The following is a 16,457-nucleotide window of genomic DNA, read 5'->3' as shown; positions in this document are numbered from 1 at the left end:
CTCGCCTTTCTCGGAGTCCGCCGAGGGCCTTCCTGCAGGGGACGCGGGGGCGGACCGTCGGCTCGCGCCGGTGGACCGCTCTCCGTGTAGCGGACGTGTGCGCGGCCGCGCCGTGCGGTCGCGCCGGCTTCGCCACCGGACTGATCCCCAACCTCGACGCCGTCGTTCACGGCATGAGCATCGAGTGGTCGTCGGGCCCGCTCGAGGGCCGCGTCAACGACCGCTTATTCGTCGGCGGGCCGGGCCTGCTTGCGGGAGGCGGTGGTGGCGGCCTCCTCCGGGTCCATGCCCCCGTCGATGCGCCGCCGCAGCGTCGCGAGGTTGACGACGCACCGCGGGTGCGCGGCGAGGGCGGCGAGCGTCAGCGTCTCGCCGAAGGCGGCGTGGCTGGCGGCGGGACGGCCGGACCGTTTGGGGGCCGGCGGCGGATCGGCCGGCGCGGACGGCGTGAGGTCCTCGGGTTCGAGGGGGGCGACCGCCTCGCGCAGGACCCGGTCCACCGCATCCTCCAGTACGGCACGCTGCGGCAGCCGCAGCGAGCGGGACCAGCCCCGGACCACCTGGGCGACGCCGTCCGCCAACACCGTCAGGTACTCCTCGCCGGCGGTCTCCTGGTCGGGACCGTCCGCGAGCACCAGGGCGCTCCACTCCTCGGTGGGCTGGGGGACGACCACCATCCCGGCGGCCACGTCCGTGCCGACGCGCGCAGCCCCCGCGATGTGCTCGTACACCTGCGCGTGGAGGCGGGCGGAGCGCCGGGCGTACGCGGCGACGCCCCGGCACCACTCGGCGTCGACCAGGTTCCTCGCGCGGCCGAACGGGAGCTGGTCGAGGAAGATTCCGCCCAGCACCGAGCCGTACTTGTCGGACGCGACGGCCTGCACGGTGGTCGCGCGCAGGACGGCCTCCGGGTCGATCGCCCCGCGCCGGACAGCGGCCATCGCATGCTCCACCGCCCCGCTCGCCCCGGGAGCGGTGTACAGGCCCCTCAGGCGGGAGTGGACCAGGGCGCACGTGCTCGTGAGCGTGTTCAGCGGGAGCTTTCTGGGGCCCCGGTGCCGCCAGGCCGCCATGGGGTCGAGGCCGAAGGTCGAGGCGACGGGCTCGGTGAGGCGGTCGCCCTCGTGCAGCGCCAGGGCCACGACGTCCCCGGCGTCGTCGGGCGCGAGGCGGATACGGCGGGTGGGCCAGGTCAGCCAGTCCAATCGGCCCTCGGGCAGGCGCCGGAGGTGACCGGGACCCGGGCTCGGGCGCTCCCAGGCCGGGGTGTCCGCGTCCGGACGCCGGTAGGGCGTCCAGCCGAGCAACAGTTGGTCCTTGAGCCGGCCGTCCGTCTCCAGGCCCAGGTGGGTGGTCTGCCACAGCGGACCCCGCTGGGCCCCGTAGACCTTGCCGCCCCGGACGTCGGGATCACCGGGGACGGCCGCCTTGATGCCCGCGGTGTCGAAGCCCTGCCGCAGCAGCAGGGCCCGGGCGGCGGCCCCCGGCCGCCACGCCGGATGCTCCTCCTCCCCCCGGGCCAGACGCGGTTCGAAGAACGCGCCGCCGCCCGTCGTGAGGCTGACGATGTTGAGCGCACCGGCCCCGCGGGGGGTGGAGACCAGCGCGGCGCACTGCAGGAACGGGTGCGTCGGGCTGTACAGGTCGAACCGGTCCCGCCACCGGTCCAGGTAGGCGGCGATGCGGTCGGCGTCGAGCCGGGGCGCGGCCCAGGCGGCATCCCACTCGGCGTCGCTCACCGGCCCGGCCGCAGCCCCGTAGACCGCGACCAGCAGCCGCAGGACGGCCACGTCCTCGGGAACGGCCGCCGGGAAGAAGAGTTCGTGGGCCCGCTCCAGCGCCTCCCGGATCCCGACCTCGGCGTACTCGCCGTCCGGGCCCCACGTGCCGATCCACGGCTCCGTCAACAGGTCGTAGGAGTGCGTCACCGGTCGTCGCCGTCATCGTCGAGGCCGGCGGCGACCTCCGCCACCGTCTCCTTCAGCTCGGCCAGCAGGTCCTCCAGGAGATCGCGGTCCGTCTCGTCCAGGTCCTCCCGGCCCACCCTCCCGCTCTCGTCCTCGTCACTCATGCCGAGGAACTCCAGCACGTCGGCCCGGCTGATGATCAGGTGCCCCGGCCGGACATAGGCCCCGGGCCCCACCTCCAGCCGCCGGCTCTCCGGATCGAGGCCGAGCACCGGGAAGTCGGCACCGCTGTCCAACAGCCGGTACAGATCGCCGAGGGTCACGTCGGGCAAGTCGCGGACCATGTCTGCCTCCGGAAATATAAATTGACAGTGCGTCAGGTTATGACTCCACGGTAGCGCTAATGTAACTAATTCGGCAACCTTATTGAGAATTAGTCTCATTCACGTATCCCGGTCCGCGCCCCTCCAGGACGGCGCGCAAGCGGGGGACTGTCCTGGCCCTGCTGGAGCGGTTCGGCTCACCGGCACAGATACGCAAGGCGGGCCGCCGGCGGCTGGTCACGCTGCTGCGGCCGAAGGCGCCGAAGATGGCCGAGCGGCTGGTCGAGGAGATCCTCGCCGCGCTGGACGAGCAGACCGTGACCGTTCCGGGGACCGAGGCGGCCGCGCCGATCCTCCCGAGCCTGGCCGGATCCCCTGGCTGCCGTCCTCGACCAGCGCAAGCTGCCGGCCGGGCGGATCGAGGAACTCCTGGAGGACCGACCTCTTTCGAAGGTCCTGACCTCGATGCCGGGAGTCGGCATCAGGACCGGAGCCCGGATCCTGATCAAGTTCGGCGACGGCAGCACGTTCCCGACCGCCGTCCACCTCGCCGCCTACGCCGGCCTCGCCCCGGCGACCCGGAGCTCGGAGTCCTCCATCCGCGGCGAACAGCCCTCCAGGAGAGGAACAAGCAGCTCACACGAGCCTTCTTCCTCTCCACGTTCGCGGCCCTGGGCGACCCGGCATCGCGGACCTACTACGACAAGAAGATCGCCCAGGGCAAGCACCACACCCAGGCCCTGCTCTGTCTCGCCGGACGCCGGGCCGATGGCCTCTTCGCCATGCTCCGCGACGGAACCCTCTACGAACCCCCGCCCGCCGCAGCCGGCTGACCCTCAGCGGCCTCGCCGCACACGGGGCAGTCCCGCTCGTCGACCGAGTCCATCGCGACCGGATGACCGCAGAAGTCGCACGGCCGCACGCTCTCGCCCGCCGACTCTCGAACTGGCACGTCATCACTCATGACAGCCACACTGCCACGCGACCACCTTGACCAAAGACATAGAGGCACCCCCGCACACACTGAACAGCCCGAACCTTGGGGCCAGAGCAGCAGCCAGACATGGCCAACGACGGCGAATCGCGGCAATCTCACCCCGACCGGTGAAAATCTGGGGAGCATTCATCTCTGGTCGGGGCTCAGCCTGCCCAGCCCTCGGCATTCGAGTACGACTCGAAGGCGTGGCGCGTATCGCGGCCAGGCTCCTCGCCGGTGGTGCGTTCGTATGCACGGTCCGGCGCGTAGAGCAGACTCTCTGCCCAGGTGCCGTCGATGACGAATGGGCGAAGACGGAGGCATCCTGCAGGACCCTGCCGAATACCGGTCGGCCTGCGGCGACGACCGCGGCGTGCGTGTAGAGGAAGGCGTCCCCCTGACAGGCCTTGTCCGTACTCCTTCCGGTCCAGTTGGTAGAGCGCCCAGGACAGTTGCTCTGCGAAGCCCGTGACCAGCGCCAACGAGGACCGGGCGAGGCGCTCGGTGATGTCGGCGGCGAGCAGTTCGGCCTCAGGGTCAGGTCCTGCGGGCCTGCAGTCTTCGATGAGCTGCCAGAAGGTGTCTTCGTTCACGCTGCGAGCATGACGCGGACGACAGACACTCCGACGACCGAGCTGCCTGGTGCCGCCGTGGGACTGATGAAGATCACCGACAGAGTCAAGCCAAGCGGGGTCGGCCTCCGGATGGTGCTCGCCCTCCAGGGGCGGAGAGACACGGGACGGTGTCGGTCGGTCCGCGGGCCGAATCCAACCTTGCCCACGCTGCCCTGCGACGGCGCCGTCCGGGAGTGGTCCGGACGAAGGTGTTTGTCGGGCGGGCCCAGTGTGGCACGACCAACCGGCACTTCCGGTCCCACCGGGCCGGCCATCTCCCGATCAGGGATGGCCGGCCCCGACGGGGAGAGTGTTCCAACCGGTGTCACGGGCCAACAGGCCCCAGGAGGAGTCGATCAGGCCCCAGATCGTGTCCTCGGGCGCCACGCCCCAAACCGAGTCACGGCGGGCGGATCGATCGGTCATGGCGGTCTCCTCGGACAGGTGATCGGGGCGGCCACTGTAACGGCGTCGACCTGCATTGTCACCGGCCAGGGCCGAAGACGCCCGCCCGGGTGCTGGCCCCAGTGACCGTCGTACCTCCAGCATAGGTCCGACCGGGCACCGTCGAACCTCTTTCCGGTCGCAGTGCGCCACCGATGAGGAGCAATCCGGTGGCCGTCCACTGACCCATTCCGCCCCGTCGGAATCGGGGCGGAAGGGGCTGGTGGACGGCCGCTGGTGCCCTTCAGCGCGACGTGGCAGGCGCCGTGTCGCCGATGGGCCACCGGGGTCCGTCGGCATCCGGGGTGTTCAGCCACACCCACTGGCGGTCGGGGGTGACGGTGCCGCCGTAGTCGTACGGCTCGGGCCGGTCGAGTTCCTCCCACACGGTCCAGGCGAGCGTCAGCTCGTCGCCGATGCGCCTCTCGCTACCCTGGTGCAGCACGGTCGTGCCGTCCCCGACCGCGGAGAACGTCGCCCACGACGTCCGGCCGTCGTGGATCCAGGCGTTGATGCCGTCGTCGTCGCGACCGGTGGTGACCATCGCGTCCGGCACCGCGACCCGCAGGGCGAACCGCAGGTCCCAGTCTCCTTCGAGCGGCGCGAGGTCGCGGTCGATCCGCCGCTCCCCGCCCATCCGGCCGCCGGGGAGACCGGACCTGTGCGGTCGGCCATGAACTGCGCCAGCCCCTGGATCCAGCCGGACGCCGAGTTCCCGTCGTCGGTACAACGGGCCGGTGCGCGGGGCGTAGCGGCCTGACCGGGGTCGGGTGGTGCGCGCGGGGCCGCTCGCCATGCACCACCCAGCCGCACGGGAAGGCATCGTCGCCCCGCCGGGCCGGCCCGGAGGCCCCGGTCCGGGGCGGCACACTGAACCCGGGGGGTGCCGGACCTCCTGGTGGTCTGTTCACCAAGGCGGCTAAGTAGTCGCTCGACGGTCCCACTGGCGACCCGGAGGAGCCATGCCTCAGCTGTGCAGGAGGTTGAGTTGCTCGGTGACCCGCTTCCACCCCAAAGCGTCCGCTTGGGCGCGAACTCGCAGATCAGCCGCCAAACGAGGCAGCTCGGTACTCCCTGCGGCCTGGACCAGCGCAAGGTCCTCTCGTTGGCGCTGCATCTCAACGCCCGGTCCGGGCAATCGAGGATCGTGCTGACTTGCGGCGATCGCAGTGATCTGCAGGCAGCGAAGAGCGCCGTCCCACGATCCCCCAGTGCATGCCGCAACGGCTTCAGACACTGCCGTCATCGCGTCGCGATGCATCATCACGGCGCCTTCGGGCTCGGCCTCCTCCAGAAACTCATCGAGGTCCGGGGCTCCATCGCCAGGATCCTCATCGTCTTCGACGTCGTCCTCCTCGGCGAGTGGCTCGTACGAGTGGAACATCTCGGTTAGCGAGAGAGTCAGGTAGTCCCCAGAATAGTTGGCCAGCTGGCTGGCCAACTCCCGGATCCGAGCCGATGACGTTCCTTCACCTGCCAAGGCGGTGGCCCAGCATTCTCCGAGCAGATCGCTGACGACTTCCACTCCCGATCTGCCATGGCGGCCGAAGCGCTCATCACCGAGGCAGCCGGAGATTCGCTCGGCTGAAGCAAGGCCCACCAGGGCTGCCGCCCGAGAGTCGAGGGCTCCGAGCGATGCCCGCCACTGCTGAAAATCCCAGTTGTCCATACCCGTCCCCGACTCGACCCGTCCGCGACATCCTGCCAGCAGTGGTCCGTCCGCAAGGTCCGGGGTCCAGCCCGGAGGTGAGGACAGCCCCGCGCAGCGGGCAGTCGGCGAGGTCGAAGTCGGTCAGCAGCACAACGGGCCCCCGGCCGCGCCTCGCACGCCGCATGGGCCGAGCCCCTTCTGGAGCCGGGCAACCACATCCCTTACTGCGGCCGAGGCTGACAACCGCCCCGAGCAAAGGCGGAGGCCAGCCGTCGCTCGGTGAAAGGTGGGTGCGACGCTGAGGGCCTCGGGCTCGTGTTCGGGCGATGTTCCGGTCCGCTCGCCACGACGGCACCCATCGGCCCCGACGAGCACCTGCGCAAGGCCTACACCGCACCCGGGGTCGTGGCGGGTTTCATGGTCTCCGACCACGTCCTTGTCGTCGTCCTCCAAGTCTTCGACGAGCTCCGGTACCTGATGTGACTGGAACCGACGGGTGGCGGTTGGAAGCGATAGGTGGCGGCCCAACTAGGGTCTGTTGCGAAAGTGGATCAAGGTCGTAGATGATCACAGTCTGTGGGACGTGGTGACCTGACGAACGGCCAGTGGGAGCGCCTGGAGCCGTTGCTGCCGGCGGGCAAGAAGCCGGGCCGCCCGCGGACGTGGACTCGTCGGCAGTTGATCGATGGCATACGGTGGCGGACTCGGACCGGGGCGCCCTGGCGTGACCTGCCTGAGCGGTACGGGCCATGGGACCGGGCCTACGACCTGTTCCGGCGGTGGCAGCGCGACGGTACCTGGAAGCGCATCTTGGAACAGTTGCAGGCCGAGGCCGACGCAAAAGGCCTGATCACGTGGGACGTGAGCGTGGACTCCACTATCGCGCGCGCCCACCAACATGCCGCTGGAACGCGTAAAAAAGGGATCTACAGAAGGAGCCTCCCGGCGGCGTCGACACTGAGCCCGACGAGCACGGACTCGGGCGCTCGCGCGGCGGGCTGACCACCAAGCTGCACCTGGCGGTTGAGCAGGGACAGAAGCCACTGTCCCTGCTCGTCACCGCCGGCCAGCGGCACGACAGTCCCCAGTTCCAGCCAGTCTTGAACGCCATCCGAGTACCCAGGACCGGCCCCGGCCGGCCCCGCACGAAGCCGGACAGGGTCCGCGCCGACAGGGCGTACGGCTCCCGCGCGAGCCGCTCCTACCTGCGCCGACGCGGCGTGAAGTGCACCATCCCGGAGAAGGCGGACCAGATCCGCAACCGCCAGAAGCTCGGCTCCCGAGGTGGCCGTCCGCCCCAGTTCGACAAGGTCGACTACAAACAGCGGCACGCGGTCGAATGCGGGATCAACGGGCTCAAGCGTCACCGCGCGGTCGCCACGAGGTACGACAAGCTCGCCGTCCGCTATCACGCGACGGTGCTGGTCGCCGCCATAAACGAATGGTTGTGAGGCGCCCTGGGTGCGACCATGCGGCAGTGAACGCAAATCTCCCCGACGGATGGACGATCGAGCGGGTCCGTTCCGTCTCCGGCGACGCCGAAGCGGATCCGCTCTCGCTTGAACGACGCGTCGTTGTCGAACAACCCGGCTCCGCGGACTACGACGTCCTCCAGCCTGACGTCATCCTGTCGTTCCATGACCTGTGCCTCGCCCGAGCTGACGACGAGTGGTTCATGGGCCAGCTCGCCGCCGACGGCTCAATCATCTGCTGGGCGTCCTACGGCCCTGACCTGGCCGAAGCCATTCGTGGTCTGTGAGCCACGCGGGCCACCTTGATCCACTTTCGCAACAGACCCTAGCCCATTACGGTGAGCAGTGGATGGCGCGACGCCTCCGTGTCCCGGTGGGCGGCTGACGTAGGGGTACGGTCTATCGTCCGTAAGGTGTATGAGATTCACGAACATCTCTTCAACTCTGCCCGACGTTGGGCGGAGACGTCGCTCAACTCTTACTCCGAATCTGCTGGCCCGGACGACTCCGACTTCGCCAACCACCACATGGCAGTCGCCATTGAGCATCTCTGTAAGTCGTACCTGGCCTCCATCGACATAGCGCTCCTCGTGGAGAAGGAGCGCCTCAGCGATGCCAAGCGACTTGAACTCGGCGACGCCAAGACCCGCCACAAGCCGCACACCATCAACGGCAAAACGGCCATGGAGCGCGCAGAGACCCGTCTCGGCAAGCCGTTCCAGAGGGGCGATGATCTGGACGTCCTTCGGTCCGTCCGCAACGGGCTCACGCATATGGGTTCGGCCACTCCCAGCGACTGCCGGCAGTTGCTGACCGCCGGGATCCTGTGCGTCGAACAGCTCCTTCCCGCGATATCCCGGACCTCCGAAGCCTTTTGGGGACCGCACCACGCCCTGAGCAGGCAGATCGTGGAGACGTCCGTTGGAGAACTGCAGCTCCGCTACGAGATGAAGATCCGGAAAGCCCGGAAGGCGGCGAGCGACTTGACTCACCGTCTCAGAGCCACGCCCGACCCCGAAGCCCTCAAGGCAGCCCTCGCGGCGGAGGAAGTCTGGGGGCTGAGTCAGCCCGCGACCTGCCCCGCCTGCTGCAGCGAGGGCAACGTCCGCGGCCGGGAGTGGACATCTGGTGACCAGTTCGACGGGGAGTGGTTCCTTCCCCGCCGGTTCATCTGCTTGGTCTGTGGGCTTGACCTGTCACGGGACGAACTCCCGCTGGCTGGCATGACCATGCAGCGCTTCGACGACCATGAAGACGAGCCCCCTGACTGGGAACCCGACGAGGACTTCCTCAACGGCTACAGGAAAGACCTGTCTGCCGACCAGGTGCCAGATTGAAGCAGGCGGGCCCTCGCCCAGGAGGGTGGTCGTTACGGGGATGAGGATCTCTTTCGAGGATCCTGCCCCCGCGCGCGCCGCTGGGGTGCTGTCGTTTGGGCATGAGTACGCGGACCGCTCTCAAGATCCGCTCGGATGTGTGCGATCTCGCCGAGCTGATCACTGAGTTCACCAGCGGTGAGGATCGCCGCCGCAGGCTGGTGCTCGCTGAGGACTGGCCGCGGCGGTGGTCCACGGCCTGGCAGTTCAACGGCAGTCAGGTCGTCTGGCCGGTTCGGGACCCGGGGTCAGTGCCGGCCAAGCTGCTGTCCGGCCACCCGGGCGGCACCCGCGGCATCTCCCACGAGCTGCTGCACGGCCAGTTGACAGCCCGCAAGCGCACCAGGATGGGACCGGTTCCAGACCGGCGAGTTCCCGGTGTTCCTGCTGTCTCGCTGCTGTGACCAGCCGGGACGCCGACACGGCGGTGCCGTCCCGTGGCAGTCGGCCGTTGCGGTGCAACGCATTGTCTATGTGTGGAAGGTTTGTCTCCACCACCGGGCCGATCGACCCGGCTCGCCTCCTCGACGTCTCGACGGCGGTGTCCGACACCGACTTCACCCCGAGTTGGAACGTCGGGACGACCCGCGACGCCCTGACAGTTCTGATGCGTCCGAGCATGACCGGTGTGACCACGGAATCACCCTCCGGCACCACGGTCCTGCCCCATCCGAACGCCGCCGGCCTTCCGGCCGACCAGCGCTGAGGCCAGGCAGAGGTCGGCTGACGACGAGGGTGCGGCGGCCCGCCCTTGCCGGGGACCGACCGCCGCGCGGTGGCCCGGGCCGGCTAATGCTCTGGCCGCATACGTTCACCGGGTGTGGCTGATCTGGGCTGTGGGCTACGGTGATCGCCGAGGTCAACGGTGGTGTTCGGGCGGGAGGTAGGCATGGCGGTGATCGAGGTTCCGGGGCCTGAACCGGAGTGGGAGACAGCTCCGTCGTACCAGGGTGGGAAGCGCAATCCTGCGTTCCAGCAGAGTATGTGGGAGTTCGCCGCCAGCTCCTTCCAGCTGGTGGCGGGGTTGAAGCCGCCGCTGGAGGCACTTGCGGCGCGGTTGCGTCTGACCCCCGAACGCGGCTGGGAAGACCTCGGGTACGTCGACGTTGCCATGTTCCGCATCGAGCGGGTCGACTTTGCCCTGAGCAGGCTTGAGGGGGCGGTCGTCCCCGACACGTTCATCTGGGTGAGCCGCTCGGCGGACGACGTGGAAGGGGCGTTGGACATCCTTCTCAACGCCCTCGGTCTCGACCGCCGGGCGCTGGCGTTCCGTGGCACCGTGGAGACGGGCTTCGAGGTGTTCGACGGCTCCACTGGGTGAGCGAGCCCGCCGCGGCGGCCGTCACGCCGCATCGGTCAGCGGTCTTCCTCCCCAGCGAATGCCCTTCTCCCCGCGGACGCTTACCGGTTCCCGGCGTTGGGCGGCGAGGACGTCGGGGTGGTAGGCGTTGGCGTTGCGCCAGCGCAGGTAGCGGTGAAGCGTGCGGGTCTGGACGGTGTGGTTGGGGTGGTTCGAGTTGGTGAGCGTGAACTGTCACAGCGGTCCGAAGTGTGCCTCGATCGGATTCGCCCAGGAGGTGTTCCTCGGGGTGAAGCACAGGTGGACGTTGTGGTCGGCGGCCCAGCGGCGGATCTTCGTCCCGTTGTGCGCGGGCGGTGTGCCAGAACAACGGGACGTCGTAAGGGCCGTGCTCGGGGCAGTCGTCCTGCACGGGGGCTCCTCCGCACGGTGCGCTGCCGCAGGTGCAGTGCGGCCGGAGCACTGGCCAGATCCCGGACCTGCAGCGACCCTCGCCCTTCTGCGGGACCCGCACGTGAAGCCCGCCTTGTGGACCTGCTCCTCCTCGCTCCCGGGCGATGCTGGTCTTCCGTAACGACCGCGTCACCCATCGCGGTCGCCCCTGCCGCGACGGCGCCCGGCCCCGCCGGCTCAGCCGTTCCATGTGCAGCACCGTTCCGGCCGCCAGTTCCAGGAGGACTGGTAGCCGCGACCGCCGCCGGTGTCCGGGTATGTGGAGGCGTCCTCGTGCCCGCCCCGGCAGGCCGCCAACTGCGCCGAGCCGCCCTTCTGGCTGCTCCCCCGCGATCGGGTACGGGGGTCGCGGGCCGGGGGACGGACGCGGCAGGGTGGCTACGCCCCCACGGACCCGTCGGAGCGCCGTGGGCACGGGTCGGGTCGGTCATGCCAGCATGAGCAGACCGTGCCACGGCACGTGCCGGCTCATGGGTCGGCAGTGGGTGCTCAGGGCGAGGGCGGACCCGGAGCTGTGGCCCGACGGCCCGCAGGACGAGGACCGCGCCCGGCTGCTGGGCTGCCTGCTCGCCAAGACCGAGCTCGAGCTCGCTACCACGACCCGGACGAGCGCGGGCGAGGACGAGCTCGCAGTCCTCGGCGACGCGTACTTGGGATGGATGGACGTGGTCGGGCCGGACTGGGAGGTCGCTCTCACCGTGCTGCTCTCCCGGCTGGAGCGAACGGCGGTCCAGCTCCTCGACCCCGACGACCCGGATGCGGTGAACGCGCCGCTGGCGCAGTTCACGGCGGTAGCGGCGGTGGTGACCGCCGCTACCGCGCTGGGCACCCATATGCACGCCCGGCACGGCGACGTGAACGAGGTCCGCCGTGCTCTGGGCAGGGTGGAGTCGTGTGTCATCCAGCTGCTGCAAGGAATCCACGATCTCCGCGTGTTCATCGGCGATGCGGACGGGGACGAGGACTGACCGGGGAGGTACTCGCACGGGCGCTTTCCCTGCCCGGGGATGGTCTCCCGTCACAGGCTCGGCCGCCGTCCTCGCGCCCTGCCGTCAGGCGGTGCTCGCTGATCCGTCAACCTGCCCTGACCGCTGGCCCGCAGCTGCGCACGTGGCCACTACCCTGGGCCCGTGCCTCCGTCGAAAGCCTGGGCTTCCAGCGCGCCGAACCGCAGCGCCACGGCATCCGCCGTACACGCTCTCCTGGCCGGCCGATCCCGGGTGCGGAACACCGTCCTTACCAGTCCGCGCCTCGTCGGCACGGGGGGCCACCGCACCGGACCCGTGCCGACCGGGATGCCTTGTACCGCCGGCCCCAGCGCCACTGCCGGGTCGGCCGTCCGCACGCCGGGCCGGTGCTGGTGATGGCCGCCGACTGGACGGAGGTCGACGAGGTCACCCGTCATCTCCTCGCCGAGATCTTCCCATCCCGGCCGGCGTCACCGGTGGACGCGCTGGTCGACGCCTTCGCGCTGCTCGCCGAGTTCAGTCGGCCAGCGGTGGCCGGCGGCCACGAGGACAACATCGCGGAGCTCCAGGAGCGGCGCGCCCGGCTGGCCGTCGCCGCGCTCGACTTCACCGCTGGTGTTCCGGAGCGTGTGGCTCGGGCGCTCGCCGGGGCCGCGGCAGCCGCCGTCCGCGACTGGCTCGCCGCGCTGGACCGAGTGGAGCGCGCACGGGCCGGCCTGGCGCCGCTGCGCGAGGAGGCTCCCACCCACTGCCTGGCCTTCGAGCCCCCGCTGAACCACATGTCGGACCGCCCCGGACGCTGGCGGCTCACCGCGGCGGGCGGCGAACCGGTGGGCGAGCTGTTCGCCCACCGGACCTGGGACTTGAACCGCTGCTGAACTGGGCGGCAACTGTGCTGCCCGGCCGCTGCGTCGAGCAGGTCCACGAACGGCACCCGACCTTCAGGCACACACCGGACAGCGATGGTGACCGGATCCTGCACGTCTACACGCGCTCCCGCCCCGAGCCTCCGTTCTGAGCAGCGTCCGGCCCCCCTTGCATCGCCCTCGCGACGCTTCGGCTTCTCCTCCCGAGCGGCGGGCATGTCAGTACGTGCTGGCACCCTGCCCTCGTGCTCATTCCCCTCGCCACCGCCCGAGCGACAGCCGCCTCCGGAGCGGGCGCCTGGAGCCCGTGCGCGCAGCGGCGGGCTGGAGGCGGACACAGTGCGCAGGCCTTGCCGTCGGGGCCTGTCGGTGTCGGTGCCGGCCGATAGGTTGCCGGACATGACCTTCACGGACACCAGGACCAACCAGGCGCGCACGATCCGGCCAGCCGCCACCGCGGGACGTACTGCCGAGACGCGCACCTGCCGCGATGCCTCTTCTGTTCGGGTTGTTCCCCTGTGGCAGGCGCCCTGCGCGCTCACTTCCCAGGGGCCGTCGCAGCGCTGAGGCACACGGCCGGCACTGGAAGTCGCCGCTCCGGAAGGCTGCGGGGCCGGACCGGTCCGGTGGCATGATCGCCGCCCCGGGGTGGCGCGCGCTGGATACTGGGTGTCCGACCGCGCGTTGAGCAACGCATTCTGGAGTGCCCGTTGACCAGTCCCAGCCCCTTGCCCGATGTCTTCACCGTGACGGATCCGCCGGACACCGCCGATCTGCACGCCTGGCTCAAGCAGTACAGATGGCGCGTCAACGGGACGACGGCCAAGGCCTGGCCGGACCAGGTGTACGTCGAGCCCGACCTCGGACCGGAACCGGAACCGGTCCCCATCGGCGGCTTCTACCTGCGGGCGGGTCAGAGCATCGGGTGGGACGGCCGCGAGGTGGTGCGACGCTCGGAGCCCGTGCCAGCCTCGGTCCGGCCGCTGGTCGAATGGGTGTCAGGCCTGTGGGACGCCGACCGGGCACTTCCGACGCTCACCGAAGCCGACCTCGACCGGCTGCGCGACGGCGGGGACGGCGACGGGAACGCACGCGGGTGAGCCCCGGCCCCGGTGTGCCGGGCCGGGATCATCGCGCGGCCCGACGCGGCGGTGCGACGGTCCGCCTGGAGCCGGCGGACGATCCGCAGTACCCGCCGGCGGCGTGAGCGCCGCAGTCGATGGCCGACCGGGTCCGGACCGCACGGCCCGGCGGTGGGCGTGGGCGCACCGCCGGGCTCGGGGAAGTGCGCGAGGTGGCAGGCCCTGTCCAAATAAAGTTTCGTGGTGAGCTGCTTGCCGCACCCTCCGAGCAGGACTCCGCACCAGAAGGTGTCCCCGCGGTGGGCCCGCCGGAAAGCGTCGACCTCAATGGCTTCCAACGGCAGGACGACGGGATCGTCGCTGTGCTCGTCGCCGATCACGGCGGTCTGGATGCGCCGCCGGTCCCAACCCTGCTCCGCCAACATGCGTCCGTTCGGTCGCAGAACATGCTGCCACCCGGCGGAGGCTGCGTCAGGCGATTCCCGTCGGCGTGGTGCGCGAGGGCTGCGATCCGGCTGTGGCGGCGGCCGGGCGGGTTCGGTCCTGCCCCGCCGGGCCCGATGAGCGGCGCAGGCCGTACGGGAACCGGGGTGCGGGCTCCGTTCGGGGCCGGCGCGGACGACAACGGCGAACGGGGCTACATCTGCCTCGTTCACGGGCGCATGCGGATCCCGGCGGAACGCACGGGCCCTGACACCCAGCGCGATGCTCGTCGGCCAGCACATTCTCGGGGCGGTCCCGTTCACCATGGACGCCGTCGGTTCGCGGGTGTGCGGTAAAGCCGTGGTCGTCGCCCACGACGCCGACGGGTGTGACTCGACCCCTGGAGCAGCGACGGCCCGTGAACCGGTGCCAGCCGCTCCGATGAGGGATTCCCCGGGTGTAAAGCGGCAGTTGCGTCGTAAAGTCGTGAAGGCAATCATCCGTGCGGCGGTCGCCGTTCCCACATTGAGTGAGGTCACCCCTTGGCAACTTCCGTCGAAACGAACTCCGGCGTCGCAACCGCCATCACGCTGGTCGAGATCCAGCTCGTCGGGCTCTTGAAGCAACAGGCTGCGCTGGAGGGCGAGTTGGAGCGGGTCACTGGGTACGTGACGTCGCTGAGTGTCGCCCTCGACGGCCTGCGTGCCGCTGACGCGGCCCTGCAGCCCGCCGTCGGCGTGACGGTCGAGCCTTCCGCTCCGGTGCTGGTGCCGGCCGAGGAAGCTCCGGCAGCGGAAGAGCCGGAACCGGTCGAGGCCGCTGCGGGGCCGCGCCCCGCAGCCGACGAGCCGGCACAGAAGAAGGCAACCCGACGGCGGGTGCCCGCCCCGGCGGCCGCCGCCACCGAGGCAGCGCCCGCCAAGCGCGCCGGTCGCAAGCCCCGGACGACCGCCGCTGCGACCGAGGCCGCCGCACCGGCCGAGAGCAGGCCGAAGACCCGGACCGCGAAGAAGACCGCCGCAAAGAAGTCGGCTTCGCCTGCTGCGGGAGCCCCAGCGACGGCGAAGCGGTCCCGGGGGACTGCCGACGATGTACTGAGCGCCCTGGCCACGGCCGGTAGGCCGTTGCGGGCGGGCGAGGTGTCCGCGGCACTCGGCGCTGGCGCCACCGACGACAACGTTCGCGCGACGCTGGAGCGGCTCGTCAAGGCGGGCCGGGCGCAGCGCGCGGGCCGCGGCCTGTTCGAAGCGCTGCCGAGCAGCTGACGTCGCGGGCCCGCTGGTCGGGCTCTTGACCCGCCCGGCCGTGGCCGGAAAGGGAGTACGCCGGGCCGAGGCCTCGCTTCCGCCGCGTTCACGCGACTGCGCCCGGGCCTCGGGGCCCGGGCGCAGTCACCGCGTGGGCGGTCTCACAGCGAAGAAACAGCGCGCCTGTTCCACGAGGCGGCTGCGGCTCCCCGACGAACCACTCTGCCACGTAGGCGAATCGTCTTGAAGGGGGTTGCACGTGTTCGCGTGCGCCGCGCTCCGGTGGGGCCCGCCCCAGGGCGGGAGGCGACAGCGGCGGCGGCGCTCCGAGGGTGACGCAGGGCAGCCGTAGGCGCCGTGGACTCGCGATGGCCGGGGACGGCACCGATGCGGGGCCGTCGCTCCGACCGGGGCCCTGATGCGGCGGGGCCACCTTCGGCACGCCCGCACGCCCTGACTCCCTCCGGCGCCGAATCGCAGGTGCAGTGCGACCACTGGTGAGCTTCCGTCGCTGCGCGTGGCCGGCCGGTCGCCACAGCCGCGGCCCGGGTCCGGTCGGGTCCGGTCGGGTCCGGTACCGGTGGCTCGAGCGCCGCCCCGCCGTGTGGGCCAGCGAGTGGCCGGTGCGGGTCAGCTCCCCGCCGGCGGCTCCGGCAGAGTCCAGCAGCCCCGGGCCGTTTACGAGGACCTGCGGTCCGCAGGTCGCCAGGGTCGGTGTTCGGCGACCAGGCGGAGGATCTGCAGTCCGAGGAGACCTGTGAGCGCTCCACTGGGTGGCCCCACCCACTGGACCACTGGGTTTACCAGGTTGGCGACGTGGGCGTGCAGATAGACGAAGAAGACGCCGGCCGTCCCGGCCGCGAAGAGCCCGCGGACACCCCACGTGGCGAAGGCGTTCGAGCCGGCGCGTGCGGCTGCGGCCAGGTTGCCCGCGACCAGGACCACGGGCAACAGCCACCAGAAGAAGTTCCCGCCGTCGTACCGCTGGGCCGCGTACCAGGAGGTCACCACGGTGTAGTAGAGGTAGAGGGCGGAGACGAGCCCACCGACAAGCGCGAGGAGCGCCCAGGTTGCCGGACCTTCGCTACCTGGTGAACCGGCACCGCTGCTTTTCGTCATAGCGGACAGGATGGCAGCATCCGGCGTACGGGGCGGCACTTCGAGGCAGAACCGGCCCCGGCGAAGGCGAGGACCTCTTCGTCGCGGTCCTCACCATCCCCGACGCGCCGCCGTCGCCGCCCTGTTGGAGCTCGCCCACCGGTGCGACGTGGTCCGTCCCGGAGCGGTTCCGGCACCCGGGATCGTGGGTTCCGGACGACGCCCTCCTGGCTCCCGGCCGGCGGGACGACCCGCTG

Annotated in this window: 18 protein-coding genes and 2 pseudogenes; 12 read left to right on the top strand and 8 right to left on the bottom strand. The window is 70.6% G+C overall.

All coding sequences use genetic code 11. The annotated features are described in order from the left end of the window. Positions 1 to 224: 224 nt before the first annotated feature. Both casA and ACW14Y_RS40975 read right to left on the bottom strand, forming a co-directional pair. Positions 225 to 1,928, bottom strand: coding sequence for a type I-E CRISPR-associated protein Cse1/CasA (gene casA, locus ACW14Y_RS40980; RefSeq protein ID WP_456988522.1), 1,704 nt, complete (start codon positions 1,926 to 1,928; stop codon positions 225 to 227). Beyond that, complete coding sequence (locus ACW14Y_RS40975; RefSeq protein WP_380308467.1) at positions 1,925 to 2,239, bottom strand: hypothetical protein; 315 nt, start codon at positions 2,237 to 2,239, stop codon at positions 1,925 to 1,927. The genes casA and ACW14Y_RS40975 overlap by 4 nt, the downstream gene beginning before the upstream one ends. Before the next feature lie 122 nt (positions 2,240 to 2,361). Here ACW14Y_RS40975 and ACW14Y_RS40970 point away from each other — a divergent pair. Beyond that, positions 2,362 to 3,063: pseudogene (locus ACW14Y_RS40970) on the top strand (transposase); the annotation flags it as partial. A gap of 307 nt (positions 3,064 to 3,370) precedes the next feature. Here the strand turns inward: ACW14Y_RS40970 and ACW14Y_RS40965 are convergent. The 4 genes from ACW14Y_RS40965 to ACW14Y_RS40950 all read right to left on the bottom strand — a co-directional run bounded on the left by ACW14Y_RS40965 (position 3,371) and on the right by ACW14Y_RS40950 (position 5,933). Beyond that, entirely contained in the window at positions 3,371 to 3,799 is a 429-nt protein-coding gene (locus ACW14Y_RS40965; RefSeq protein ID WP_380308465.1) for a DUF4240 domain-containing protein, read from the bottom strand. 303 nt (positions 3,800 to 4,102) lie between these two features. Continuing rightward, a complete protein-coding gene (locus tag ACW14Y_RS40960; protein ID WP_380308463.1) occupies positions 4,103 to 4,246 on the bottom strand; it encodes a hypothetical protein in 144 nt (47 codons plus the stop codon). 262 nt (positions 4,247 to 4,508) lie between these two features. Next, on the bottom strand, positions 4,509 to 4,901 hold the full coding sequence (locus ACW14Y_RS40955) for a hypothetical protein (protein ID WP_380308461.1): 393 nt from the start codon (positions 4,899 to 4,901) through the stop codon (positions 4,509 to 4,511). Positions 4,902 to 5,231: 330 nt separating this feature from the next. Next, positions 5,232 to 5,933, bottom strand: coding sequence for a hypothetical protein (locus ACW14Y_RS40950; protein WP_456988519.1), 702 nt, complete (start codon positions 5,931 to 5,933; stop codon positions 5,232 to 5,234). A gap of 297 nt (positions 5,934 to 6,230) precedes the next feature. Between ACW14Y_RS40950 and ACW14Y_RS40945 the strand changes: the two genes are divergently transcribed. The 7 genes from ACW14Y_RS40945 (at position 6,231) to ACW14Y_RS40915 (ending at position 10,084) form a co-directional block, all read left to right on the top strand. Then, entirely contained in the window at positions 6,231 to 6,398 is a 168-nt protein-coding gene (locus tag ACW14Y_RS40945; protein WP_380308457.1) for a hypothetical protein, read from the top strand. Positions 6,399 to 6,491: 93 nt separating this feature from the next. Then, positions 6,492 to 7,366 (top strand): IS5 family transposase gene (locus ACW14Y_RS40940; RefSeq protein WP_456988517.1). Its coding sequence is split into 2 segments (ribosomal slippage): positions 6,492 to 6,836 and positions 6,839 to 7,366, totalling 873 coding nucleotides; the frame shifts between segments, so codons are not numbered across the junction. A gap of 26 nt (positions 7,367 to 7,392) precedes the next feature. Beyond that, entirely contained in the window at positions 7,393 to 7,674 is a 282-nt protein-coding gene (locus tag ACW14Y_RS40935) for a hypothetical protein (RefSeq protein WP_456988515.1), read from the top strand. 126 nt (positions 7,675 to 7,800) lie between these two features. Beyond that, positions 7,801 to 8,724 (top strand): hypothetical protein, encoded by a 924-nt coding sequence (locus tag ACW14Y_RS40930; protein WP_380308452.1) that lies wholly within the window; start codon positions 7,801 to 7,803, stop codon positions 8,722 to 8,724. A gap of 101 nt (positions 8,725 to 8,825) precedes the next feature. Next, positions 8,826 to 9,167 (top strand): hypothetical protein, encoded by a 342-nt coding sequence (locus ACW14Y_RS40925; protein WP_380308450.1) that lies wholly within the window; start codon positions 8,826 to 8,828, stop codon positions 9,165 to 9,167. Positions 9,168 to 9,235: 68 nt separating this feature from the next. Further along, positions 9,236 to 9,469 carry an SOS response-associated peptidase family protein gene (locus tag ACW14Y_RS40920; protein WP_380308448.1) on the top strand — a complete coding sequence of 78 codons (234 nt, stop codon included), beginning with the start codon at positions 9,236 to 9,238 and terminating at the stop codon, positions 9,467 to 9,469. A gap of 183 nt (positions 9,470 to 9,652) precedes the next feature. Continuing rightward, the gene (locus ACW14Y_RS40915; protein ID WP_380308446.1) at positions 9,653 to 10,084 is read left to right on the top strand and encodes a hypothetical protein; all 432 of its coding nucleotides are present in this window, start codon (positions 9,653 to 9,655) and stop codon (positions 10,082 to 10,084) included. Positions 10,085 to 10,105: 21 nt separating this feature from the next. Here ACW14Y_RS40915 and ACW14Y_RS40910 read toward each other — a convergent pair. Beyond that, positions 10,106 to 10,414: pseudogene (locus ACW14Y_RS40910) on the bottom strand (IS630 family transposase); the annotation flags it as partial. A 539-nt stretch (positions 10,415 to 10,953) separates the two neighbouring features. Between ACW14Y_RS40910 and ACW14Y_RS40905 the strand changes: the two are divergent. The 4 genes from ACW14Y_RS40905 (at position 10,954) to ACW14Y_RS40890 (ending at position 15,120) form a co-directional block, all read left to right on the top strand. Further along, a complete protein-coding gene (locus tag ACW14Y_RS40905) occupies positions 10,954 to 11,484 on the top strand; it encodes a hypothetical protein (protein WP_456988512.1) in 531 nt (176 codons plus the stop codon). Positions 11,485 to 11,816: 332 nt separating this feature from the next. Beyond that, complete coding sequence (locus tag ACW14Y_RS40900) at positions 11,817 to 12,362, top strand: hypothetical protein (RefSeq protein ID WP_380308442.1); 546 nt, start codon at positions 11,817 to 11,819, stop codon at positions 12,360 to 12,362. 698 nt (positions 12,363 to 13,060) lie between these two features. Beyond that, positions 13,061 to 13,450 carry a hypothetical protein gene (locus ACW14Y_RS40895; RefSeq protein ID WP_456988510.1) on the top strand — a complete coding sequence of 130 codons (390 nt, stop codon included), beginning with the start codon at positions 13,061 to 13,063 and terminating at the stop codon, positions 13,448 to 13,450. 947 nt (positions 13,451 to 14,397) lie between these two features. Then, positions 14,398 to 15,120: a prephenate dehydrogenase gene (locus ACW14Y_RS40890; RefSeq protein ID WP_456988508.1), complete on the top strand. Its 723-nt coding sequence runs from the start codon at positions 14,398 to 14,400 to the stop codon at positions 15,118 to 15,120. A 660-nt stretch (positions 15,121 to 15,780) separates the two neighbouring features. Here ACW14Y_RS40890 and ACW14Y_RS40885 read toward each other — a convergent pair. After that, positions 15,781 to 16,221, bottom strand: coding sequence for a hypothetical protein (locus ACW14Y_RS40885; protein ID WP_456988506.1), 441 nt, complete (start codon positions 16,219 to 16,221; stop codon positions 15,781 to 15,783). Between the last annotated feature and the right edge of the window lie 236 nt (positions 16,222 to 16,457).

Source organism: Kitasatospora sp. cg17-2 (genome assembly GCF_054031055.1).
This window is presented reverse-complemented; position numbering and strand designations above follow the sequence as displayed.